Here is a 23187-nt window from a genome sequence, read left to right on the forward strand (position 1 = left end):
GATGAAGCTCAATGTGGTTTGTTACTTGATTAAAGAAGGCACCACTGAAGATGATGCCTTAGATAAAGACAAGATATCCAAGAGGACTCCAATAGAAATAAATGGAGTCCTTTGTGGTCTTTACATTAAAAAATCTCGTTCCGAACCAAAATGGTCGAAACTATTTAATGATGTGGATGGTATTGATCCAAATATTTTTAGGTCAGAAAGCGTAAGAGGGCTTTTGGTTGTAAATATCGAAAATAGGATTTTTGCTTTCACCTTCGGGCACGGCAGGTCAATGTTAAAGTCATTCATGGTTGAACGTGGATTTGGATTGCGGGTTACTCTTAATCTTGGGGATTCCGATCAGATAAAATCTATTGATAAATCAACCTTGGAAAAGGTTTCATTGAATACACGCTCACAAACCTCAAAAAACACAAATGTGAATGACTTTGATTTTGAATTTGACCAAGAAATATTGAAATCAATCTGCGCTGTAGTTGAGGACAATGACAGTGAAAGCTCAGAGGTCGTATCAGGTTGCGACTCTGTCTCAATTAACACTGAAATCGAGCTGGATAAATTTCCAGAGTTAGCGAAAAGGCTACTTGTAGCTTATAGAGATGATAAATATCAAGAAAAGTACCCTTGGGTAGATTTTATACAGTTCGTAGCGGATCCATCATTACTTCAAGAGTTAAACGAAGAAATGGCCAATCTTCTAAATGAAGAAAAATATGATGATGTATGGATTTCTCCGCCGGAAGTTATTGATTACAACGATTTCTCTGGGTTCGTTTACAAAATTAAGAACGGCCAGTCTCCATGCCTTCATGGCGAGTTAGACCTGTCATCCTATATTGCCGAATCAAAGCCAAGAAAACCTATAACAATTGATTCTTTAAAAAGAAGGGAGATATACAAATTTAATGCGGAGGAAAAAAACATTGGGGGCTGGCCTGTCTTTCACTGTATGAATTGCGAGCTAACGCTGAATGATGAAACATATATTCTAAATGACGGAAAATGGTACAGAATTGATAGCGAGTTTTCTGAAGCTGTTAACAACTTTTTCAATTCTTTAGATAAATGTCGAATTGAATTCCCTCCTTATAACGGCATGAAAGAAGGTGAATATTTGCGGAAAATTTCCGATGGTGAAAATTTCGCGCTGCTGGATCAACAGTGGATTCATCCAAAGGGTACGGGGAATAGACTCGAATTTTGTGATTTGCTTTCTCAATGTGATGCCTTTATTCACGTCAAAAAATACGGTTCCTCATCTGTTTTAAGCCATCTCTTTTCACAGGCGTCTGTCGCGACCGATTTTCTTATGAATGACCCTAGCGTGCAAGAGCAAGTTAATAAGCATTTGGAAGAAACTTACTTAAGCGTCAACTTTAATAGCGAAGACAGCCCCCGAAAATACAGAATTGTTCTGGCAATTATGCAAAAGAATGCTGGGGACTTACACCTACCGTTTTTCTCAAAAGTGAATCTCCGGCATCACGCAAGAAGACTGATTAACATGGGGTTTAAAGTTGAGCTTGCTAAAATTAACATCAATTAATTGCCTAACAAAGCCAGGCACAGCGACGGCTTTTCCGTTGCGGCTTCGCCTTCACTACAAAGCCGCGCGTGCTGGCAGGCGTTAGCCGCTGAAAGAATCATCTAGCATGCACTCAATATATGCTCGTAGGAGTGAATCTATTTGGATTATGAAAAAATATTTAGAGGCATTTGGCTTAGACTCTTAAATAGTAAAAGCTATTCGGAGCCAGATCTTAATGCCATAGAAGAATGGGCTAAAAATAAAGGCTTATCCAATGTTTCTGTAGAAAGTGTCGAAGCGGGTGTTTTCGTAAGAATTCCTGCTATAAAGCTAGTTTCCTCAGAGGGTACAGCTTTATTCCCCAAGTGCCTTCCAGATGAAATCTCAGGGATTGACAAGAAAAAGAAATATCTAAACCTCAGAGAAAAAGCTTGGGAAAAAGCAGACTGGTTTGAGCCTCCATACATAATGATGAGCGTTACGAACCCAATCATTGACTCTTTAACAAAATTACTAAGTGCTGGTAGAGAGCGAATAGAAGGTGATTTTGATCATCATATTACCGGAATATATACGATGGTTGATTGCGCAACAGCCATTGAACAGCTTTTCCCAAACAGCTTGGTCTTAAAAGAACACACAAAAACCATAAGGGAAGCGTATCTATCTTTCTACAGCGGGTATAAAACAGCTGCAATTGCCGCACTAATCCCTATTGTGGAAAGCGCTATCAATGATTTTTTAAGCGCAGAAGCCGAATTAAATCTTAAGCTACTTGAGAAAGTTGATTATGTAATTGATGCTGCGGTCGAAAAAGCTACTCTAATACACTATGAACACTGCTGGATAGCAAAAGAATTTACAAAAATTGAGCATTTGAAACTTGTTGATGAACGTATTTACCTATTTGAGACCATAAGAAGATGGCTCAAATTTAGCTTCTTTAGCAAAACATCAAACTATAAGGGCTTGTCAGGTCTAAATCGCCATGTGTTTGCTCATGGGCTGTCCTTTGTATGGCAAAAGCCGACTAACTTTCATCGCCTCTTAGGGGCCTTGATGGCACTAGCTTGGCTGGAGGGGTGGGTAAATGAGGATGCGAAAAATTCTACATTTTTTCCTGATAGAAATGATGACAGCAGGCTGTTATTTGAGGAGGCACAATTCAGAACTGAAATACAGTTTGTTTCACAGAACATAATGGCAGAGAGGTATCAGAAACACGGAAGAATAGTGCCAGAATTACCAACTGATGATGGGTGGCTTCTGAGAGCTAGCATTCTTTCAAAAAAATGTATGAGTGAATTGGTTCGTCCACTCAAGGATAAAGGCTGGCATTTGACCGTAAGCGATCCTCAAAAAGATGGTGAATATATGCTTGTAGAGGGAGTGTGTAAAAACCAAAAAATTTCTGTTGCTCTACTGTATAGCTGCGGCACAGGAAACAAGACGTATAAAAAGTTAGACGAGAAATGCCAATATATTCTGTATCTTGGTGCTCCTTATCATCAAGATCAGTATGCGTATGGTATCAAGGCCCATATTGGCCCTTTGGATGGGTGGCAAGCAGTCGCACCAGAAACTACGCTCGGCTAACAAGGCGCTGCTGTCGGGCAAATTTTCCGCTGCGCTCCAAATTTGCCGCAGAGCGCGGCGTTAGGCAAAACAAGGAGGCAGTATGTATACAGGTAGTTGCTTATGCGGCGGGGTCCGCTTTCAGATTCAGGGCGAGCTAGAACCCATCCAAGTTTGCCATTGCTCCCAATGTCGCAAAGCGCAGGGCACACCGTTCGCAACAAATACACCTGTCAAAGAGGCTGCTTTCCAGTTGGATAGTGGCGCGGAGCTGCTTAAATCGTTCGAGGCGTCGCCTGGCAAACAGCGAGTTTTTTGTAGTAAGTGCGGATCGCCAATTTACAGCAAAAAAGATGCTCTGCCCGGTGTGCTTCGAATTCGCGCGGGGCTGATCAATGAGCCGTTGTCGTCAAAGCCGGTGGCTCATTCCTACACAGGATCGAAGGCCAATTGGTGGGCCATCAACGACGATCTTCCTCAGTTCGAGGCCGCGTATGTTCCACAGGCCAGCAAGGCCTAACAAGTGGCAGCACGGTGACCGCTTCTCCGCCGCTCCGCGGCTACAAATCGGCACGTGTGCCGGGCGTTACGTGTCGCGTTCGTTTTGACGTACGTACACAAAGGCGTACACTTCGAAAAGTTGAACGCGCAATAGGTGCATCATGACGGGAATCACAGCAACTGAGGCACGCGGCAACCTTTATCGGTTGATTGACGAAACCGCCGAGTCCCACCAACCAATCGTCATCATGGGTAAGCGGAACAACTCCGTCCTGGTTTCCGAAGAAGACTGGTCTGCAATTCAGGAAACACTACCTGCTCTCCGTACCAGGTATGCGGGAGTCTATTCGAGAGGGGATGGATACCCCCGTGGATGAATGCAATGAGGAGCTGGACTGGTGACATGGAAGTTGGTTTACGCCAAGCAAGCCCAGAAAGATGCAAAGAAGTGGGCCTCCAGCGGCCTCAAACCAAAAGCCCAGGAACTGTTAGCGCTGATAGCGGAAGATCCATACCGCAAGCCGCCTCCGTTTGAGAAGCTCATTACTGACGCCGGTATGGGTCAAGGGTGCCTGCACCCATGAGCCCACTCGAAAGATCCACATGGATGATCCGCGATTCCCAAGCAGACGATATCGATGCCATTCTGGATATATGGCTGTCGGCGTCCATCCAGGCCCATGACTTCATCGACTCGTCCTTCTGGATATCGAAGGTCGGGGATATGCGCGAAATCTATCTTCCGGCCTCGCAGACGCGGGTATACGAAGCGGCGGGCAAGGTTCTCGGGTTCTACAGCCTGTATGAAGACACCCTGGCTGCGATCTTCGTGGCGCCCGGCTCGCAGGGCCAGGGCATCGGTTCGGTTCTGCTGGCGGATGCCAAGACCCAGCGGCCGCGCCTGCAATTGATGGTGTACAAGGAAAACGCGCCGAGTATCCAGTTCTATGAAAAGCACGGATTCACCGTTGCCGGCGAGCAGACCGATGAGCATACCGGCCATGCTGAACTGCTCATGGAATTCAGCCGCCAGCCGAACAAAGGCTCCTGACCTGCGACGCGCTGCGTCGCCTGAGGTTCTCCCGATATGGCTGCTAGCCTTACCAGCGCCGGTGTGATCCATCTGACCGCGGTGCTCCCCGCATTGGTGGTCGGGGCCTTTGTGCTGGCCGGGAAAAAGGGCACGCCTGTGCACAGGGCGACCGGTTGGCTGTGGGTGTCACTGATGCTGCTGGTGAATGTCTCGGCATTTTTTCTTCAGCGCGATGGATACAGCTGGATACACCTCCTTGCCCTGGCCAGTCTGGTCAGCATCTGCGCGGGCATCGTATTCATCCGCAACAGAAAGTACGTGGCCCACAAGGCCTGCATGGTGGGGGCCTATCTGGGGACGGTAGCCGCCGGCGTGGGTGCGGTGGCGCCGGGCCGTTTTCTGAATATCCTTCTGTTCGGGGCTTGAACCCTGCGGTGGTTTCCGGTCCGCTATGGGCCCCTGCCGCAGTGCCTGATTGCCAACGGGCTTTTGTAACTGGCGACAGGGCGCCGGGCGGTCAATAATCTTCAGCTGTACCACTTCCCGTCACCTTTCAACTCCCGTGCAGGAGCGTCCCCATGTCCCGCCATGCTTTCTCCCAGGTAAACGTATTTTCCGCTGATCTGCTTGGCGGTATAGCGCCGGATGAGGTGCCGCACCACCAGTGGGTTGACAATGGCCCGGGCTGGTAACCGGGAGCCTGAATGCCAGCCTGGCACAGTGGATGTAAGTGCGGGCCTGGTCGAGTCGTCCTATGTCGCCTCCCAGAGGACAGCCATGCAACGCGCTGGGCGCATCTATCTGCATCAGGACGGGGAGGGCATATGGGTCGGTGGCGAGGTGGTGGATGTCATCGAGGGGACGATCCAGCTCTGAGTACGCCGGTAGTGATCTTTACCGTGGCTGAAAGCCCCTGCCTGAGGTACAAAGGAACACTCTCCGTATTGGCGAGCCGTGGGAGAGTGCCGATCTGCTGTGGATCAGACCATTAAGACTGACGACAACAAGGAGTGGACATGGATGCACATTTGATTCTCTGGCCGGTTTTCGCCCAGATCCTGCTGACGTTGCTGATGTATCTGGTGCTGGCCGCGCGCAAGGCCAGGGCGATGAGGGACAAGGCAGTGGATCGCCAGCAGGTGGCGCTGGATAACAAGTTGTGGCCGGAGGATACCGTCAAGGTATCCAACAACATCGCCAACCAGTTCGAGGCGCCGGTGCTGTTCTATGCCCTGTGTCTGGCGTTTCTGGGGCTCAATGCGGTGTCCGCCGTGGTGCTGTTTCTGGCGAGCCTGTTCGTGCTCAGCCGGTATCTCCACGCCTGGGTCCATACGCACTCCAACCATGTGCCGACACGGCTGCGTCTGTTTCTGGTGGGCTATCTGACCCTGCTAGTGATGCTCGGTGTGCTGGGCTGGGAGCTGGCGCTGCGCTGAGCATTGCCGGTAGCACTTGTGTCCCCTTCTTTTGCGCCAGAGGGGCCATCTTCCAGTCTGGAAAGGCTATCATCTATCCCATTCAAGATCGCGATAGCCCAGCTAAAGGGAAGGATACATGTCGATAAGTCGTTGGTTTTTAGGTGCTTTGTTGGTGGTGAGTCTGGCGGGTTGTCAGTCGGCGTATTACAGCGCAATGGAGAAAGTAGGCGTTCACAAGCGCGACATCATGGTCAATCGCGTGGAGTCGGTCCAGGAGGCGCAGACGGATGCCAAGGAACAATTCGAATCCGCCCTGGCGCAGTTCCGGTCCATTGTCCAGATCAAGGATCAGGACCTGGCAGCACGCTACGACAAGCTGAACGATGAATATGAAGACAGTAAAGCGGCCGCTAAGTCGGTGACCCAGCGCATCGATGCGGTCGAAGACGTGTCCGAGGCTTTGTTCGATGAGTGGGAGGATGAAATCGAGCTGTACAGCAATGCCAACCTCAAACGCCAAAGTGCCGCGAAGCTAAGCCAGACCCGGCGGCAATACCAAGGGCTCATCAAGGCGATGCGTAGCGCAGAGACCCGCATGGCGCCCGTGTTACGGGCCTTCCAGGATCAGGTGCTGTTTCTGAAGCATAATCTGAATGCGCGAGCCATTGACTCGTTACAAGGTGAGCTGGGGACGATAGAAACAGATGTCGCTCAGCTGATCAGGGAAATGGAAAAATCCATTGCTGAATCAGAGGCCTTTATCAGGAGCCTCCAGGATTAAAAGCAGGATCACCTTTCATGCAGGCGCTGGAGTCAAGCTGACTCCAGCGCCCTTGGGCTGGCCTTAAGGCCACACGCTAAACCTTAGCTCTGAGGTTTGATCAGGAACTTCTCGCCGGTAGCCTGTTTGCCGTACACCGAGAGCGCATCCAGCTGTAACGCACCGGCCAGGGAGACTTCGTGGGTGTAGTGACTGGCAAAGGTGGTCTTGATTTCGGCGGCTATGCGCTTGCGCATGGCGGCGGCGGTGTCCTTACCCAGTTTCCCCAACGCATTGAACAACAGGAAGCCGTTTACGCCCCAGGCAAAACCAAAGGTGCGGTTGAGCGTGATGGGGCCACGATCCAGGCCGCCATAGATATACACCTGCTTGTAGATATCAGATCCGTACACGCTGTATTCAGTCATGTTGCGCGAGACGGCGGCTTCCATGCAGGTGAGGATGTCGCTAGCCAATCGTCCGCCACCGATAGGGTCGAAGGCGATGGTGGCGCCGGTGTCGATGAGTGCCTGGGTCAGGTCTGCCATAAAGCTGTCGCTGCTGGAGTTGACCACGTATTTGGCACCTAGGTCGCGCAGCAATGCTTCCTGTTCCGGCTTGCGGACGATATTGACCAGATCGATGCCGTCGGCGATGCAGATGCGGTTGAGCATTTGTCCGAGGTTGGAGGCGGCGGCCGCGTGAACGATGGCCTTGTGACCTTCAGCGCGCATGGTTTCTACCATGGCCAATGCAGTAAGCGGGTTAACAAAGCTGGAAGCGGCTTCGACTGCCGTGGTACCCGGCTCCAGTTCCAGACAGCTTTGAACATTGGCACACAGGTATTTGCGGTAGCTGCCACCGCCAATGAACGCAACGGTTTTGCCCATCAGGCTTTGCGCAGCGGCTGACGAGCCTGCCGCGACGACGGTACCGGCGCCTTCGTTGCCCACCGGTATCGACTTGCCAATGCGCTTTTTAACGGCACCCATGAATTTAGCCGGGACCTCGGCACTGATGACTGGGCGGTCGGCGCTACCGGATTGCTTGGCCGTTGTCATGTCGGCTACGCTGAACATCACTCCCAGGTCAGACGGGTTGATAGGCGCGGCTTCGACGCGGATGACCACCTGATTTTCGCCTGGTTGCGGGATCTCGATCTCGCGCAGGGCCAGTTCCAGTTTGTTGTTTTCGCTAATGGTCGAAGTCAGTTCGATATTGGTATCTGACACTTTTTTCTCCTGACAAAGTTAGAGGTCTGGTGCTTCGCTGCCCGTTATTACCGCACAAGAGGCGGGGCAAACCCTTGGCGCCTGCGTCATCCGCGTGGCTGGGCTGTCTGATCATAGGTCCAATGGGGTTAGCGTAGCTGACTTATTCGATCAGTTTCCCTAAGAACGCCCTGCAACGAAAGGAAGAAGACATCCGGTTATGGGGCATCATCCATATGTTGATTGGATGATTGCTAAATGGCATCGTTGGTTATCAAGCTATGAACGGATTCGCAGAGCTATGCCTATCGAGCTGGAAAGGCTTTATCCCAAGCTGATCAATCTGATGCTGGACACGGTTTTTCTGGTTGATCGGGACGACCGGATTGTCTTCGTGAGTAACGCTTGCGAGCAGTTGCTTGGTTACACCGCGGAGGAATTGATCGGTACATGGATCACAAGCTATATGCACCCGGAAGACTTGGAAGCCACTCGGGCCTCCATTGTCCGGGTGATGAATGATCAGCCTCATGTTGATTTCTACAACCGCTATATTCGCAAGGATGGTGGGATCGCTTACATCCTGTGGTCGGCTCGATGGTCTGAGGAGCTGAATGCGCGGATTGGTGTTGCGCGGGATGTGACGGCCCTGCGCCAGGCTGAGGAGAAATTGCGTTTCCTTGCTCATCATGATCCGCTGACACAGTTGACTAACCGATCACTTTTCAACGACCGACTGGACTCAGCCCTGCGATCGGCGCGCCGCCATCACAGCACACTGGCTTTGCTGTTTCTGGATCTCAATGACTTCAAGCAGATCAATGACACTTACGGCCATTCTGCGGGCGATCGCATACTTTGTGTTATCGCGCGACGGCTGGAGCGTTGCATGCGCGATACCGACACATTGGCCCGTATGGGTGGTGATGAGTTCACGGTACTTTTTACGGAGATCCACGCAGGGGCTATTGCCGGAAAAATAGACCAGATCCAGGCGGTCATGGCTGAGCCATTAGGACCGGAGTTCGGCGACATGCGTATGCCGTCCTGCAGCATTGGTGTTGCTTGTTATCCGGAGGATGGGGAGGATGCCGATAGCCTGCTTAACCATGCGGATAGAGAGATGTACCGGATAAAGAAAGATCGAGCTGGCATTGCTTAACCGGCTGCCTGGCCCGTCGGTCTCGACTTTCGTCCTGTATGTGGTATGTCGCACTTAGTCATACAGCGAGACAGGGTCCGAGGTAATGGTGGGTTTATCCCGCACACTCGGCATCGGTTCTACCTTGTCGTCCGGAAACCCTAGTCTGAGAACAACATTCACCGGAGGCCCCATGCCCAACGATTTTGACCTGAGCCGATTCACCGACGCCCAGCAATCCACCTATGCCACGGCCCTGGCCGAGCTCCGCGCCGGCCACAAGCGCACACACTGGATCTGGTATGTGTTCCCCCAGCTGCGGGGGCTGGGGCGCAGTTCCACTGCTGAGCGTTATGGCCTGACCGGGCTGGCGGAAGCGCGCGCCTATCTTGCGCACCCGGTGCTGGGCGAGCGGCTTCGTGAAGCGACAGAGGCAGTGTTGGTGCATGAGGCCAAGGGCGCGAGCTCGGTGTTGGGCGAGCTGGATGCAATGAAGTTCCGGTCCTGCCTGACGCTGTTTTCGCTCGCTGATCCGTCGGAGCCGCTCTTTCGCCGTGCGCTTGAGGTGTTCTTCGGCGGGCAGTTGGATGAGCAGACGCTCAAGTTGCTGCAAGCGCAGTGTGGCAGCTGACAGCCTGGCCACGAGTCCCGGCATGACTTTGGCTGCAGCTAATTGTCCTGCTGCGGGCTTTGTCATATTGTATGGCGACGGCACGGAGGGTGCTGTTAGTGAATTGTTTAGTCCACAGGGAGTTGGTAATGGAATACAAAGTGGTTATTTATCAGGAAGGTATGCTTGGGTCGCTGTTGCTGGGTGGGTCGAAGGTCAACCCGCTCAAGTTTTCTGACTTCTTGAACAAGAACAGTTCCGAGGGCTGGCGGGTCCAGACCATGGAGAAGGACATCCGCCGGATGTTGCTGTTCTGGAAGCGCGAAGCCTATGTGGTCATCCTCGGTAGGGACAAATGAAGTACGGGTCGATCATTTGTACCGGCCTGTTCGTATTAGGGGTGGCGCTATCTCTCGTGCAGTTATGGTTTGCACCGCTTGATCCGGCGTTGTTTTTCAAGCTGATCATAACCATTACCGCGCTGTTCGTTGTCGCTCTGGGCATTACCCTGGTGTTCAAGGAGTACCTGTCCGAAAAGGAGATGAAGAAAAAGGGATTTATCGACTGATTGATGTATTACGGTTGAGCGGGTACGCGCCTGCCGGCCTTGCTGCCAGTTACTTGAGTGGCGTTGCTACAACCGTAGAAAGCTCCCGGCTGCTGTCACAGTCGGGAGCTTTTTCATTGCTGAATCAAGGTGTTGAGTAACTCCCGGACTGGCCGAACAGGCTCCGTAACGTACCGGCTTCCGTCGGGGTCAGGCCTGCTGCCGTCAGTGCGTCTACCCAGGCGGTGTTGACCTGGGCCAGAGTAAGCTCTTCAGCGGACATGCCCACATCGGCCTCGGTGTTGGTTGCATCAAAGACCATGATCTTGTCCTGGTCCGCCGCGGGCGTCCAGGCGTTCCAGGTGGGCTGCTCCTCGCTCTGGCTGCCGTTGGGATCACCGTCCCGTGCAAAGTCGGCCAGGTAGTTCATCATGGTGCGCTGCAAGGCGACCCGGCCTGGTTCGTTCTGCTCGGTAAAGGGCAGCTCGAACAGGCCTTCACCGGTGCCGAAGAAGAATGAAATATCGGCCGCGTGACCTGCACCGTAGATGAAATTGAACGGGGCGGGGCCCGACTGGGTGCCCCAGCGGAAATCGTAGGTGTAGGTAGCGGGTTGATGCTGGCTGATCAGACGTGCCAGTTGGTCTACATACTTGGCCCGCCAGGCGCGGCCGCCGTGGTAACCGGTGATGTCATAGGTGTCCTTGTCCTGCTGCGTGGGCAGCACCTCGTCCAGGGTTTGGGTACCTTCAAAGGCGACGTCCAGCAGGTCCAGCCAAGTCTTGTCCGGCGGGGAGGGTATGCTTGGCAACGCCCCTTTGACGGCGGCGCCATACAGCGGCATGAAGGATTTCTGCTCGTATTCGTTGGCGCCGAGGATCAGGGGTACGTTATTGAAATCGCCGCTGGTAAAGCTGGGTATCCAGCCGCCGGTGGGAATGACGGCACCGTCTTCGACGGCGCCATAGGCGCTCAGTGAACTGTAGTTGAAGACCGCCTGATATAAATCCCTGCCTTCTGCGGCGCGCAGATATTCGCCCAAGGTGCCTGCGGCTTCCATTTCTTCGCGCATCTGCCGGGCCTGGTCAGCAGTGATAGGCGTGTCGGGGGTTTTACGGTCCTCCAGCAGGCGGATCAGCCACTCGACATGGCTGTTGGCCGAGTTGCGGGCGGCGGTGGGGCTGCGGGTGTTCATCGACCCGCTCTGGGACATGGCCCGGTGGAACAGGCCGGATGCCTCCGGTGACACCATCAGGTTGAGCACGTTGTGACCGCCGGCGGACTCGCCGGTGATGGTGACGTTGTCAGGGTCGCCGCCGAATTCAGCGATATTGCCCCGGATCCACTCCAGCGCGCGTACGGTATCCAGGGTGCCGAAGTTGCCGGAGTCGGAAAGTGGGTCGGCGCCGCCGGTTTGCACTTCGGGATGGAAGAACCAGCCCAGCGGCCCAAGGCGGTACTGAACGACGACCACGACCACATCGGAATGATTGGCCAGGGTGCTGCCGTCATATTGTTTGGCGGTACCGAAGTTGTTTGAGCCGCCATGAATCCACACGTAGACCGGAAGCGACTCGTCCTGGAAGTTGCGACGGTTGGGGCGATAGATATCGACCGTGAGGCAATCCTCCTCACCGACCATGCGTGAGGTGCGCTGCCACTGGGTGGTGGTTTCTGCCTGCACGCATTCCGGCCCGCGTTCCCGGGCGTCCAGGGTGCCGGTCCAGTCCTGCGGCGGCTGCGGGGCGCGCCAGCGTAGCTCGTCGACCGGCGGTTGGGCGTAGGGCACGCCGTGCCAGATCAAGGTGTCGTCAGTAGCGCGACCAAGGATCTCGCCATTGGCGAGGGTCAATTTGGCGCGATCGCTTGGCCCGTCGGATGAGCCTCCGCCGCCGCCACCCAGGCAGCCAGCCAACAACAACGAGCCAGCGGCGAGAGAGATGGCGACAACCAGAGGGTGGCGTTGTGGTGAGGCAACGCAGGCATTACCAGTAGCGCGACTAAACATCGAGTTTCTCCTGAATGTTATTTTTATACGGACAGAAGGCAAGACAGTCCCTAAGACGATGTTTTTGACACATCAGAATGACGTTAGCCGCGAATGATTATTCATGGACCACGATAAGCGAGACATATATGTGGACTGGTTGATCGCCTATGGTTACTCCTCCGAACCATGCTGCTTTAACTATGCTGGGTATGAACCATCGCAACGGAGAATAACCAGTGCAGCGTTACGGCAATCTGAGTGGTGAGTCCGGTGTCATTGCCTATGAAGTGTCACCGGGCGCTATCGTGGTGCAGTTCAACAACGGCTGGAAGTACGAATATACCGAGGGCAGCGCCGGGGCAGCGGCCATTGCCGATATGCAGCGCCTGGCGCGGGCCGGGCGAGGGTTGAGTAGTTATATTTCGGTCCATGTGCGGGATGCGTACGAGCGCAAGTTCCGTTAGCCGCTCTGGAATGGCGCGTTGCAGCCTTCCAACGCGGTAAATTTTTTCTCGCAACGAAGCGGCGTGTTCTACACTCGGGTCATACATTCGCAACTGTATGTAACCAGGAGTGCATCATGGGATTACCGCGCCTGCATCGTTTGGCTATTGCAGTAACCGTTGGATTGGTTCCGCTGGTCAGCCAGGCTGACCTGTATTCCCTGAAGATCGAGAACGACATCATTGCCAGTGGCAGTGATGGGCATTATTCCAGCGGTGTGGAGTTGATGCGCTCCTTCCAACCGGAGGCCGATCATTGGTCGCGGCGCGTAGCCGGGGCGATGCCGGGCGGGTTTAGTATGGATCTCGATAGCGTCGCCTATCGCTTCGGGCATCAGATCTATACGCCCAACGAGATTGAGACCCACGAGTTGATCGAGGACGATCGGCCCTATGCCGGCCTGCTGTTTGTTGGCGTGTCCATGTTCGGTGATATTGCCCATGATGGCTGGCGCGAGGTTCGTGGCCTGCATATGGATGTGGGGCTGGTGGGGCCGGGCGCAGGCGGTAAGCGCATCCAGCGGGCGGTGCATAGTGCGACTGGCAGCGACAAACCCAATGGTTGGGATCACCAACTGAGTAACGAACCCTTCGTCAATCTCGGCTATCAGAAGCGCTGGTGGCTGCAGCAACGCTTCGCTGGTCTTGAGCTGGAATACGGCCCGAGCCTGGGGGCGTCCCTCGGTAACCTCTATACCTACGGCTCGGCGGGCCTGGGCGTGCGTATCGGCCAGGGGCTGGCGCGCAGTTTCAGTCTGCCGGCAGTGGCCCCAGCCCAGGGCGGCAGCATGTACTACGACCAGAAGGGTGGTTTCGCCTGGAGCCTGTTCGGCAATCTGGAGGGGCGCTACATGGCGCATAACATGCTGCTGGAGGGCAACACCTTTACCGACAGTCACTCGGTGGATGCCCGGGAATGGGTGGGGGATGCCAAGGCGGGTGTGGCGCTGACCTGGCACAGTTGGCAGCTGGCCTTCGCCAGTGTCTGGCGGACCCGTGAGTTCCATGGCCAGAACGAACATGACCAGTTCGGCTCGCTGACCCTGTCAGCCTGGTTCTGAGCCGGTAACGCGGCTCAGTTGCTGCTGACCCGCGCCACGGCGTCACGCCAATACTGATCATCCTGATAAGCCGTGGTGTCGGTCACGCCGGCCAGCGCCATGGCTTCGATCCGTTCTACGCAGGTGCCGCAGCGCCCGCAATGCAGCTCGCCGCCTTCATAGCAGGACCAGGTGTCAGCCACTGGTACTGCGAAGCGGGCCGCATCCCGGGCGATTTCGGTCTTGTCGGTATCAACATAGGGTGCCAGCAGTGCGACCTCGGCCACGCCTTCCAGCGCCTTGGCCTGCATCTCACCGAACAGGCGGATAAAGTCGGGGCGGCAATCGGGATAGATGAAGTGATCGCCGCCGTGCACCGCCAGGGCCACGGTATCCAGGCTGCGGGCAGCCGCCACGCCGAAGGCGATGGTGAGCATGATGGCGTTGCGGTTGGGCACCACGGTTACTTTCATGTTCTCTTCGGTGTAATGGCCGTGGGGCACGGCAATATCATCGGTCAGCGCCGAGCCGGAGAGCTGGCGGCCGATGTGGCCGATATCCAGCACTAGATGCGGGACGGCAAGGCGCTCGGCGCAACGCCGGGCAGCGTCGATTTCCTTGCGGTGGCGCTGGCCGTAGTCGAAGGTCAGCAAGGCGCCGAGGGATTGTTGCGCTGCCAGCCGGTAGGCCAGGGTGACGGAGTCGAATCCGCCGGAGCAGATCAATAGGGCATTCATCGGCTGTCCTTGTTTTGTCCGGGTAGGCTGCGACCGGTAGAGCGGGGCATTGTAAAGCGAGCGGCGGGCTTGTCCAGCCCGCATCGTCGTGGCTGAGTTACCGCGCAGGGGGCCGACTACGCGTGTCGATCGCCAGGCAAGGCCCAGAGCGGCCCCCGCGGTCGATGCTACCTGTCAGGGAATAAACAGCCTGTTGATGGTGACCGTCGGTGCGCTGCACATGACCGGGCTGCCCGTGCACTGCTGCGTCTGATGTGCGGTCGCGCTGTTGATCTCTACCACTGCCACCACGGCAATCAGTGAACCCATGGCAAACACTGGCCAGAACGGCCATTTCTTTATTTTCATGGTTGGCCCCTTGTTGTTGGGTCTTGTTGGCGCCATGCCGGATTTCTCCATTGGTCTGGAGAGTAGGCCGGCGGTCCAGGCCCCGCCTCGTCCATTTGAGGTAGGTGTTGGTAGTAGTGGATGAGTGGTGGTGGTGGTGCGAAGGGACGTGGCGGGGTCGTGATGTCTTGGGGGAGGGTTCCTGCCTGATCCGGGGGCAGACCAGGCAGGAGGGTGGTGCCGCTGTCAGCGGCACCGGTCAGGTCAGTCCTGCAGCTGGGCTGCCAGCGCTTGCACGCGGGACAGGTCGCCAGCGGCTACCTTGGTCAGGCCTTTGCCGTAGTCGGCGTCGGCCTTGTAGAAGAACGACAGCATGTGGTGCTTGGCTTCGTCTTCGGCGTTACCGAGGGCCTCGCCGAGGCTCTTGACCAGGTCTTTCTGTTCCTTGCGGGTGAAGGACCGATACAGGTCACCTGCCTGCTTGAAGTTCTGTTCCTTGTAGATCTTGCGCTGTTGGGTGGTGCCAGTCAGAGGCAGCTCGCTGTAGCGGGCAGCTTCGGCCTGCGGCTTGGGCGCCATGCGGCTGGGCTCATAGTTCACCTCGCCGGTACGGGCACCGGTGTTCGCCGCGCCATTCTGGTTGTTGTTATTCACCGCTGCCTTGGCCTGGTTGATCGGCAGGAACTGGTGGTTCGCGCCCAGGCGATACATCTGGGTATCGGCATAGCTGAACAGACGGCCCTGCAGCAACCGATCTTCCGAAGGCTCGATGCCCGGGATGGTGTTGGACGGGGCCATGGCGGCCTGCTCGGTCTCCTGGAAGACGTTGGCCGGGTTGCGGTTCAGCACCATGGTGCCGACCTTGGTTTCCGGTACGTCAGGCCAGGTCTTGGTAGGGTCGAGCGGGTCAAACTCGAAGTTGCCCATGTCCTCGGGCTTGATGATCTGCACGTACAGGTCCCACTTCGGATAGTCACCCTCATTGATGGCGCTGATCAGGTCGCGGCTCATGTGGTTGAAGTCTTTGCCCTGGATGCGCTCGACCTGCTGCGGGTCGAGGTTCTTCACGCCCTGCTGGCTCTTCCAGTTGAACTTGACGTAGTTGTACTCGCCTTCGTCGTTGACGAACTTGTAGGCATGCACCGAGCTGCCGTCCATCTGGCGGTAGCTGGCGGGGGTGCCCTGGTTGGAGTACAGCAGGGTCAGGGTGTGGGTCGACTCCGGCACATGGCTGAAGAAGTCGAACAGCGTCTTGTCGGTGCCGAAGTTCTTGTCCGGGTCGGGTTTGAACGCGTGAACCATATCGGGGAACTTCATCGCGTCGCGGATGAAGAAAGTCGGGAAGTTATTGCCGACCAGGTCCCAGTTGCCATCTTCGGTGTAGAACTTGGTAGCGAAACCGCGGGGGTCGCGCAGGGTTTCCGGGCTGTGGTTGCCATGCACCACTGTGGAAAAGCGGACGAACACCGGAGTAGTCTTGCCTTCGCGGAACAGGCTGGCCATGGTCAGGTCAGACAGGTCGGCGGTGGCAGTGAACTCACCATGGGCGCCAGTACCACGGGCATGAACCACGCGCTCGGGAATACGTTCCCGGTCGAAGCGCTGCAGTTTCTGCAGCAGCTGCACGTCCTGCAGCAGCACGGGGCCGTTGGCGCCGGCGGTCTGGGAGTTCTGGTTGTCCCCTACCAGGGCGCCATTGTCCCGGGTCAGCTCGGCTGCCTGGGTGGATAGCGACAGGGTGCCAGCGAGAGCCGCTGCGCTCAGGCATAGCGCAGGTGCCGCTCGGAAATTGAACTTCATAATCACTCCTCGTTACGATCTTGAAGGCCCGTTACCGGGCGTCCGCGCCAGAGTACGAGTGCTAAGTGATTGATCTAAATTGAAAAGCTCAAGATGGTCGATAGATAAGGACGATTGGGGAAGCGAGCCGCGATGGGGTAGTAACCGTAGCGGCGGTGGCTAGGCGTTGGTGCGGCGCCGGACTTTGGTTGAACCAACGGCTGCGGTAACGCTCCATCCTGTTAACAGTGGTTTTAATTCTTCTTGTGGAAGGAGGGGCGGCCGTGGGTGACGCCTTCGTTCTCAATCTGCCGCTCTGGGAAATTCTAGCCCGGGGCTCCCTGGGGTATGTCGCGATTTCGGTGATCCTGCGGCTGGTGCCGAAGCGGCAGACCGGTAACCTGGCTCCCAACGACATGATCGCCCTGGTCATTATCGGTACTTTGGGTGCTGATGCGATCATTGGTGAAGCCCAGACGCTGCTGGAAATCCTGCTGTTGGTGGGCGTCGTGGTGATCTGGGATTATCTGTTCAACCTGGCGGAGTTTCATTTGCCGGTTTACCGCAAGTTCGCCCAGCATCCACCCACCTTGCTGATCTACAACGGTGTGCTGCTTTCACCCAATATGCGCAAGGAAAAGCTCACCGAGCAGGAGCTGAAGGCGCACCTGCGCATGAATGGCATCACCGATATCAGCCAGGTCAAACAGGCGATATTGGAAGCGGACGGGCAGATCAGCATCGTCGAGAAAGTCGCGAGCTGACGCCAGCGCGGCGCCTGTTCAGACGCGGTTTGCGACGCCGAAGGGGATGTGCACCATCGGAATGTCACCCGCTTCAGACTCTAGATGAGAGCGTTGGTCGTCGAAAAACATGTGCGGCTTGAGCACGCTCAGTATCCGATCCTTGCGCATGCCGCCCAAAAAGAACACCTCGTTCGCATTCACGCCCCAGTGCTCCAACGTAGTGATTACCCGCTGGTGCGAGGGCGCATTGCGCGCGGTGACGATGGCGGTGCGCAGCACCCGCCTGTAGTCGGGATCCGCTTCCAGGGCCTGGTCTTCCAGCCGCTGCAGGTGGGACAACTTGCGAAACAGGTCTGCCAGCGGCCCGGGCGTATGGGGAATATGGGAATGCGAGGTCTCGTGGGCCTGGAATTCGGCCAGTGATCCCGCCTTGTATACCCGCTCCGAGGCATCGTCAGCAATCACCCCATCGAAGTCGAAGGCGATCCGCAGTTCGACATCATCCACATCGTCGACCACATGGCTGGGCAGCACGGTCCCTGCGGGATGGTCATAGTCGATCGCCTCCAGCACGTCGGCCTCGTTGGCGCTGAGAAACAGGGACGCGTTGAACGCAGGAATATAGGCGTAGGGTGATTTGCCTTCCAGGAACGCAGCGCGGGTAATGTTAAGCCCGTGGTGGATAATCGAGTTGAACACGCGCTTGCCGGTGATCGCCGAGTTCCGCGATAGCAACACCACCTCGACCGGACATTGGGCGGGAAACTTCTGGTTGATGCTGAGGAAGCGCCGCACGAAGGGGAAAGCAACACCCTTGCCCAGGGGCACGTCCAGGTGCTCCTGCTGGTATGCCCGGTACGCCTTTTCCCCCTGCTCGCGAAACACCTGATCGGACTCGGACAGATCGAACAGCGCACTGGAAGCGACGGCAATCACGAGTTTCTGCTCAATGGGGTAGGACATGAAGGGACATTCCTGGTCGGCTGGATCCTGCCCATGGTAGCTGATTCAGGTGCCGGGCCAACACCAGCGAGGCTACACTGGCTGGCGTAACGCAGCAGAACAGGGGTAGAGAGTGTGAGCAAGGTAGTCATCGTAACGGGCGGTGGACGGGGCATTGGCGCGGCCACGTCCCGCCTGCTGGCGTCGCGGGGATACGCGGTGGGGGTCAATTACCGTGCCGACCGGGACAGCGCCGAGGCGGTGGTGGCAGCGATTGTGGCCGAGGGTGGCCGGGCCATCGCCGTCCCTGCGGATGTGTCGGACGAAGATGCCGTGCGGGCGCTGTTCGATGCCGTGGCGGACCAGCTCGGGCCCGTCACGCATCTGGTCAACAATGCCGGTGCGCTGTTTACCCAGTCGCCCCTGGTCGACATGAGTGTCGAGCGTTTCAACAAGGTGATGCTCACCAACGTGACCAGCTGCTTTCTCTGCTCGCGGGAATTCCTGCGCCGGGCCGGGGAGGGCGGCGCCATCGTCAATGTATCCTCGGTGGCCGCCAGAAGCGGGTCCCCGTTCGAATACGTGGATTACGCCGCGTCCAAGGGCGCTGTCGATACCCTGACCAAGGGACTGTCGCTGGAGGTGGCTGCGCGCGGCATTCGGGTCAATGCGGTGCGGCCGGGGTTTATCCACACCCGGATGCACGCCGATGGCGGCGAGCCGGATCGCATCGAGCGACTGGCAGCGCAGATCCCGCTGCAGCGGGGAGGTCAGCCGGAGGAGGTGGCCAATGCGATCGCCTGGCTGTTGTCGGATGAGGCGTCCTATGTCACCGGGTCGTTTATGGACCTGGCCGGCGGTAAGTAGTAAAAAAGCCGCACCTTTCGCCGTTGGAACAGACAAGCGTTATGAATATCCGAGAAGCCACCAAGGAAGACTTCGACAATATCTGGCCGATTTTCCATGAAGTTGCCGCCGCGGGCGATACCTATGCCTATCCGCGGGATACCACCCGGGAGCAGGCACTGGCGCTATGGATGGATTACCCGCGCAAGACCTATCTCTGGGAAGAAGACGGTCAGGTACTGGGGACCTATTACATCAAGACCAACCAGGCAGGCCCGGGCGACCATGTATGCAACTGCGGCTATATGGTGTCGTCACTGGCGCGGGGGCGGGGGTTGGCGACGGCCATGTGTGAGCATTCTCAGCAGGTCGCTGTCGAGCTTGGTTACCAGGCCATGCAGTTCAACTTTGTCGCGTCCAGCAATGAGGGTGCGGTGCGGCTGTGGAACAAGCTGGGCTTCGCTACGGTGGGCCGGCTGCCGCGCGCCTTCAACCATCCCACGCTGGGCTATGTCGATGCCCTGGTCATGTACAAGTGGTTGGCCGAGCAGCCCTAGCGGCACCCTAGCTGGAAATTGCAGAGGGTGAGGTAACTACCGGCGGCGGTCGTCCACCGCCCGCAGTATGTGTCAGGCTTCAGGCGGTCTTGGCCAGCTCCGCCTCGATCGCGGCAACCAGTTTGGGATCATCCGCTGCCGTATCGGGTGCGAAGCGCGCCACCACCTCACCGTTGCGGCCGATCAGGAATTTTTCGAAATTCCACAGCACGTCCGCCGGGTTCTCCGGATTCACGCCAAAGCCCTTCAGCCGTTCACGGAACGGGCCGTCGCCAATGGCCTGGGGCTGCTGTTCGGTCAGTTGGGCATACAGGGGGTGCTGGTCTTCACCGATGACCGAGATCTTGGCGAACAGCGGAAAGTGCACATCGTACTGGGTGGAGCAGAAGTCACGGATCTCCTCCTCGGTACCAGGTTCCTGACCCTTGAAGTTGTTGGCCGGAAAGCCCAGCACTTCCAGTCCCTGCGCGTGCTTGGCCTGATAGAGTTTCTCCAGCCCCTCGTACTGCGGCGTCAGCCCGCATTTGGAGGCCACGTTGACCACCAGCAGTACCTTGCCGCGGTAGTCGGCCAGGCTGCCGGGGGTGCCATCGATCTTGGTGAGGGGAATGTCGTACAAAGCGCTCATCGCATTTTCTCTTGTTATGGGGAACGGAGTTCGACGGTAGCAGAACCGACTGCCGGTGAGCAGCCCCGCCCGGCAATATGCCTGCCGGTTTCTGCACTAAGCTTGGGAAGATAATCAACGACGGAGGTGGGTCATGGCCTTATCGGGAAGTTGTCTGTGCCAGGGGGTGCAGTATGAAATCCAGGGCGAGCTGAAAAATGTGTACAACTGCCACTGCTCGATGTGCCGCAAGCTCCATGCGGCGGCGTTTCGCACCAGCGCGAAGATCCGCTCGGCTGACTGGAAGACCCTGAAGGGCGAGGAACTGATCCGCTTCTACGAGTCGTCGCCGGGCGAGCACAAGGCATTCTGCTCGGTATGCAGCTCCAGCCTGTACACCCGCTTCGATGCGCAGCCCGAGGTCTATGGCTTTCCGCTGGGGACGCTGGATTCCGACCCGGGCGTCCAGCCGCAGCGGCATGTGTTTGTTGGCAGCAAGGCGCCCTGGTACGAGATTGCCGATGACCTGCCGCAGCACCAGGAGCTGGATTGAGCTGCGCTGGAATCGACTGCCTTGCTGGCGTGTTACTTCTTCTGCAGGCTGAGGGCAAAGCGGCTGATCCGTGGCGCGCCGAGCAGGATCAGGGTGAAGGCGATCGGCCAGGCGATGTAGGCAGCGCGCCACCAGCGTGCGAGGAAGTCGCCGCTGAAGCCGGTGTTCGCTCCGGTGATGACGAAGGTCATGATCGAGACCATGTAGAGGGACATCAGTATCGAGTTCACCAAGGGAACGTAACGCGCATTGATCATTATTGCTCTCCGCCACACAAAGCCGCCGAGTATAACATTCTCCGGCGACCGCCTCGGGGGCGAGAGGACCGCGGGCGAAGCGTCGGTACGTTACAATCGGGCTCGTTACAATTGCCGGTACCAGACTATTGAAGAGCTTTACTGACGGGCCTATCGCCAGGCAGCTGGGTGCGTTCTCCCTGCCGATTGTCGTGACCAGCCTGCTGCAGGTGTCCATCCAGCTGATCAACGGCCTGTGGGTAGGTAACCTTTTGGGCAGCGAAGCCTTCGGTGCGGTGACCGTGGGCACCGTCCTGATGATGGTGGTGCTGGCCTTTGTCATGGGCGTAAACCAGGCGACCCTGACCGTCTTTGCCCAGTTGCGCGGGCGGGGTGACAGCGGTGCGATTGGTGCCTACCTCAGCGCCTTTGTCATCATCCTCTGCCTGCTGTCGGCGCTGATCAGCGTGGCCGGCTACGTTTTTGCCGAGCCGCTGCTGGTGCTGCTCAACACGCCTGCGGCTATTATCGACGAGGCGCGGATCTACCTGCAGATCACCTTCGCCGGCACCCTGCTGCTGGTGGGCTACAACTTTATCAGTACCGTGCTGCGGGCCTTTGGCGATAGTCGTACGCCGCTGTATTTCGTGCTGTTGGCCACCGGGCTGATTACCCTGTTGTCGCCGCTGTTTATCGGCGTGTTCGGTTGGGGCATGGCGGGCGCAGCATTGGCAGTGGTGGCGGCCCAGGGCGGCGCCTTTCTCTATAGTCTGGTGCACCTGGCGCGCAAGTTTCCCGGCCACGGCTTCCGGCTGCGCTGGCCGCAGTGGGTGGAGGCGCAGACCATCCTGCGCCTGGGCATCCCGTCCGGGGCGCAGATGGTGGTGATCCACGCGGGTACCACTGTCATTCTTTCGCTGGTCAACAGCCTGGGCGCCCATGCGGTGGCGGGCTTTGGCGCGGCCCAGCGGCTGGATAACCTCATCCTGCTGCCGGCGGTGGCAGTGGGCACGGCGATCACCGCCATGGCCGGGCAGAATATCGGCGCACAGCAGTGGCTGCGGGTGGGGCGAATCACCCGCGCCGGCATTGCCTACAACACCGGCATCATGCTGCTCCTGGCCAGTATCCTGTTCATCTGGGCCGAGCCCCTGATCAGCTTGTTTATCCAAGATGAAGCCAGCGTGGCCTTTGGCACCAGCTACCTGAAGACCATCGCGTTCTTCTACCCCTTCATCGGCTTGAACTTTGTCTTCAACAGTGTGGTACGCGGGGCGGGGGCGATGGTCCAGGTGCTGGCGCTGAATATCATTTCCCTGTGGGTGCTGCGCGTGCCCTTGGCCTATTGGGCCACCTCGGTGTACGGCGACACGGGTGTGGCGCTGGGGATCGGGCTGAGCTTCATGCTCAGCGCGGGCTTTTCCTTCGCCTATTACCGCTGGGGCCGCTGGCGGGCCAAGCGGTTATTCCAGTAACCGGAAATGCTCGACGCGCACCCGCGCAGCGTCGCGGCTGCTATTATTCTGGGCCCGAACCAGAAGGTGCCCGAAGATGAACGCCTGGATATTCCTGTCCATCGCCATTGTTGCTGAAGTCATTGCGACCTCAGCGTTGAAAGCCAGTGAGGGCTTCAGCAAGCCGTTGCCGACCCTGCTGATGGTGGTCGGTTACGGTATCGCCTTCTATCTGCTGGCGCTGACCTTGCGCACCATTCCCGTCGGCATCGCCTATGCCATCTGGTCCGGGGTCGGCATCGTGCTGATAACGGCGGTGGCCTGGCTGCTGTACGGGCAGAAACTGGACCTGCCGGCGGTGCTCGGCATGGGCTTGATCGTGGCCGGTGTCGTAGTGCTGAATGTGTTTTCCAAGGCGGTTGCGCACTGATGGGGGTAATTGCCGCCCGAAATCCGATATAATCGCGATCGCGCGGCAGTGCTGCGCCCAGTGGGGACGACCTCACTGCTACTGTGCAAACGGGGACGGCCCCGATC

27 protein-coding genes and 2 pseudogenes are annotated in these 23187 nt (G+C 56.9%); 21 read left to right on the forward strand and 8 right to left on the reverse strand.

Annotation, left to right across the window (positions count from 1 at the left end):
- Position 1 precedes the first annotated feature (1 nt).
- The 9 genes and pseudogenes from VG99_RS15605 to VG99_RS01000 all read left to right on the forward strand — a co-directional run bounded on the left by VG99_RS15605 (position 2) and on the right by VG99_RS01000 (position 6845).
- Positions 2-1555, forward strand: coding sequence for a TIGR04141 family sporadically distributed protein (locus VG99_RS15605; protein ID WP_076939705.1), 1554 nt, complete (start codon positions 2-4; stop codon positions 1553-1555).
- Between the two features lie 141 nt (positions 1556-1696).
- Positions 1697-3133 carry a hypothetical protein gene (locus VG99_RS15985; RefSeq protein ID WP_158023858.1) on the forward strand — a complete coding sequence of 479 codons (1437 nt, stop codon included), beginning with the start codon at positions 1697-1699 and terminating at the stop codon, positions 3131-3133.
- 82 nt (positions 3134-3215) lie between these two features.
- Entirely contained in the window at positions 3216-3632 is a 417-nt protein-coding gene (locus tag VG99_RS00970; RefSeq protein ID WP_044497813.1) for a GFA family protein, read from the forward strand.
- Positions 3633-3774: 142 nt separating this feature from the next.
- Positions 3775-4015, forward strand: a pseudogene (locus VG99_RS15610) (type II toxin-antitoxin system Phd/YefM family antitoxin).
- A pseudogene (locus VG99_RS00975) lies at positions 4012-4164 on the forward strand (Txe/YoeB family addiction module toxin); the annotation flags it as partial. The pseudogenes VG99_RS15610 and VG99_RS00975, both read left to right, overlap by 4 nt.
- Positions 4165-4220: 56 nt before the next feature.
- Positions 4221-4664, forward strand: coding sequence for an N-acetyltransferase (locus tag VG99_RS00980; RefSeq protein WP_044497815.1), 444 nt, complete (start codon positions 4221-4223; stop codon positions 4662-4664).
- A gap of 63 nt (positions 4665-4727) precedes the next feature.
- The gene (locus VG99_RS00985; RefSeq protein WP_158023859.1) at positions 4728-5072 is read left to right on the forward strand and encodes a DUF2306 domain-containing protein; all 345 of its coding nucleotides are present in this window, start codon (positions 4728-4730) and stop codon (positions 5070-5072) included.
- A gap of 590 nt (positions 5073-5662) precedes the next feature.
- On the forward strand, positions 5663-6082 hold the full coding sequence (locus VG99_RS00995) for an MAPEG family protein (RefSeq protein WP_044497819.1): 420 nt from the start codon (positions 5663-5665) through the stop codon (positions 6080-6082).
- Between the two features lie 124 nt (positions 6083-6206).
- Entirely contained in the window at positions 6207-6845 is a 639-nt protein-coding gene (locus VG99_RS01000; protein ID WP_420848284.1) for a DUF2959 domain-containing protein, read from the forward strand.
- A gap of 83 nt (positions 6846-6928) precedes the next feature.
- Here the strand turns inward: VG99_RS01000 and VG99_RS01005 are convergent, their stop codons facing one another.
- Positions 6929-8056, reverse strand: a complete 1128-nt coding sequence (locus tag VG99_RS01005) for a zinc-binding dehydrogenase (RefSeq protein ID WP_044497823.1) — start codon at positions 8054-8056, stop codon at positions 6929-6931.
- Positions 8057-8336: 280 nt separating this feature from the next.
- Here VG99_RS01005 and VG99_RS01010 point away from each other — a divergent pair, with 280 nt between their 5' ends.
- The 4 genes from VG99_RS01010 to VG99_RS01025 all read left to right on the forward strand — a co-directional run bounded on the left by VG99_RS01010 (position 8337) and on the right by VG99_RS01025 (position 10354).
- Positions 8337-9197, forward strand: coding sequence for a diguanylate cyclase (locus tag VG99_RS01010; protein ID WP_044497825.1), 861 nt, complete (start codon positions 8337-8339; stop codon positions 9195-9197).
- Positions 9198-9369: 172 nt separating this feature from the next.
- On the forward strand, positions 9370-9807 hold the full coding sequence (locus VG99_RS01015) for a DUF1810 domain-containing protein (protein ID WP_044497826.1): 438 nt from the start codon (positions 9370-9372) through the stop codon (positions 9805-9807).
- A gap of 128 nt (positions 9808-9935) precedes the next feature.
- Complete coding sequence (locus tag VG99_RS01020; RefSeq protein ID WP_197674235.1) at positions 9936-10145, forward strand: DUF4177 domain-containing protein; 210 nt, start codon at positions 9936-9938, stop codon at positions 10143-10145.
- On the forward strand, positions 10142-10354 hold the full coding sequence (locus tag VG99_RS01025) for a hypothetical protein (RefSeq protein ID WP_044497829.1): 213 nt from the start codon (positions 10142-10144) through the stop codon (positions 10352-10354). The genes VG99_RS01020 and VG99_RS01025 overlap by 4 nt, the downstream gene beginning before the upstream one ends.
- Before the next feature lie 124 nt (positions 10355-10478).
- Here VG99_RS01025 and VG99_RS15420 read toward each other — a convergent pair whose 3' ends face one another.
- Positions 10479-12341: a carboxylesterase/lipase family protein gene (locus VG99_RS15420; protein ID WP_082049953.1), complete on the reverse strand. Its 1863-nt coding sequence runs from the start codon at positions 12339-12341 to the stop codon at positions 10479-10481.
- Between the two features lie 218 nt (positions 12342-12559).
- Here VG99_RS15420 and VG99_RS01035 point away from each other — a divergent pair, with 218 nt between their 5' ends.
- Positions 12560-12787 (forward strand): hypothetical protein, encoded by a 228-nt coding sequence (locus tag VG99_RS01035; RefSeq protein WP_044497830.1) that lies wholly within the window; start codon positions 12560-12562, stop codon positions 12785-12787.
- A 116-nt stretch (positions 12788-12903) separates the two neighbouring features.
- Positions 12904-13887 (forward strand): lipid A deacylase LpxR family protein, encoded by a 984-nt coding sequence (locus tag VG99_RS01040; RefSeq protein ID WP_044497831.1) that lies wholly within the window; start codon positions 12904-12906, stop codon positions 13885-13887.
- 14 nt (positions 13888-13901) lie between these two features.
- On the opposite strand, the gene queC is transcribed toward VG99_RS01040, so the two are convergent.
- The 3 genes from queC to VG99_RS01050 all read right to left on the reverse strand — a co-directional run bounded on the left by queC (position 13902) and on the right by VG99_RS01050 (position 16730).
- The gene (gene queC, locus VG99_RS01045; RefSeq protein ID WP_158023860.1) at positions 13902-14687 is read right to left on the reverse strand and encodes a 7-cyano-7-deazaguanine synthase QueC; all 786 of its coding nucleotides are present in this window, start codon (positions 14685-14687) and stop codon (positions 13902-13904) included.
- A gap of 90 nt (positions 14688-14777) precedes the next feature.
- The gene (locus tag VG99_RS15990; RefSeq protein WP_158023861.1) at positions 14778-14951 is read right to left on the reverse strand and encodes a hypothetical protein; all 174 of its coding nucleotides are present in this window, start codon (positions 14949-14951) and stop codon (positions 14778-14780) included.
- Between the two features lie 243 nt (positions 14952-15194).
- Positions 15195-16730 (reverse strand): catalase, encoded by a 1536-nt coding sequence (locus VG99_RS01050; protein WP_082049954.1) that lies wholly within the window; start codon positions 16728-16730, stop codon positions 15195-15197.
- Between the two features lie 263 nt (positions 16731-16993).
- On the opposite strand from VG99_RS01050, the gene VG99_RS01055 reads away from it, so the two are divergent.
- Positions 16994-17473, forward strand: coding sequence for a DUF421 domain-containing protein (locus VG99_RS01055; RefSeq protein WP_044497833.1), 480 nt, complete (start codon positions 16994-16996; stop codon positions 17471-17473).
- A gap of 18 nt (positions 17474-17491) precedes the next feature.
- On the opposite strand, the gene VG99_RS01060 is transcribed toward VG99_RS01055, so the two are convergent.
- On the reverse strand, positions 17492-18418 hold the full coding sequence (locus VG99_RS01060; protein ID WP_044497834.1) for a 5'-nucleotidase: 927 nt from the start codon (positions 18416-18418) through the stop codon (positions 17492-17494).
- Between the two features lie 114 nt (positions 18419-18532).
- On the opposite strand from VG99_RS01060, the gene VG99_RS01065 reads away from it, so the two are divergent.
- Together VG99_RS01065 and VG99_RS01070 are read left to right on the forward strand one after the other, a co-directional pair.
- Complete coding sequence (locus tag VG99_RS01065) at positions 18533-19264, forward strand: glucose 1-dehydrogenase (protein ID WP_044497835.1); 732 nt, start codon at positions 18533-18535, stop codon at positions 19262-19264.
- A gap of 41 nt (positions 19265-19305) precedes the next feature.
- Entirely contained in the window at positions 19306-19800 is a 495-nt protein-coding gene (locus VG99_RS01070; RefSeq protein ID WP_044497836.1) for a GNAT family N-acetyltransferase, read from the forward strand.
- Positions 19801-19879: 79 nt separating this feature from the next.
- Here VG99_RS01070 and VG99_RS01075 read toward each other — a convergent pair whose 3' ends face one another.
- Positions 19880-20428: a glutathione peroxidase gene (locus VG99_RS01075; protein ID WP_044497837.1), complete on the reverse strand. Its 549-nt coding sequence runs from the start codon at positions 20426-20428 to the stop codon at positions 19880-19882.
- 133 nt (positions 20429-20561) lie between these two features.
- On the opposite strand from VG99_RS01075, the gene VG99_RS01080 reads away from it, so the two are divergent.
- A complete protein-coding gene (locus tag VG99_RS01080) occupies positions 20562-20960 on the forward strand; it encodes a GFA family protein (RefSeq protein WP_044497839.1) in 399 nt (132 codons plus the stop codon).
- Between the two features lie 32 nt (positions 20961-20992).
- On the opposite strand, the gene VG99_RS01085 is transcribed toward VG99_RS01080, so the two are convergent.
- Positions 20993-21217 carry a DUF2798 domain-containing protein gene (locus VG99_RS01085; RefSeq protein ID WP_044497840.1) on the reverse strand — a complete coding sequence of 75 codons (225 nt, stop codon included), beginning with the start codon at positions 21215-21217 and terminating at the stop codon, positions 20993-20995.
- A gap of 128 nt (positions 21218-21345) precedes the next feature.
- Here VG99_RS01085 and VG99_RS01090 point away from each other — a divergent pair, with 128 nt between their 5' ends.
- Both VG99_RS01090 and VG99_RS01095 read left to right on the forward strand, forming a co-directional pair.
- Entirely contained in the window at positions 21346-22671 is a 1326-nt protein-coding gene (locus tag VG99_RS01090) for an MATE family efflux transporter (protein WP_044497841.1), read from the forward strand.
- 76 nt (positions 22672-22747) lie between these two features.
- Positions 22748-23080: a DMT family transporter gene (locus VG99_RS01095; RefSeq protein WP_044497842.1), complete on the forward strand. Its 333-nt coding sequence runs from the start codon at positions 22748-22750 to the stop codon at positions 23078-23080.
- Positions 23081-23187 lie beyond the last annotated feature (107 nt).

This window comes from Pseudomonas saudimassiliensis (genome assembly GCF_000939975.1).
GTDB classification, from domain to species: domain Bacteria; phylum Pseudomonadota; class Gammaproteobacteria; order Pseudomonadales; family Pseudomonadaceae; genus Halopseudomonas; species Halopseudomonas saudimassiliensis.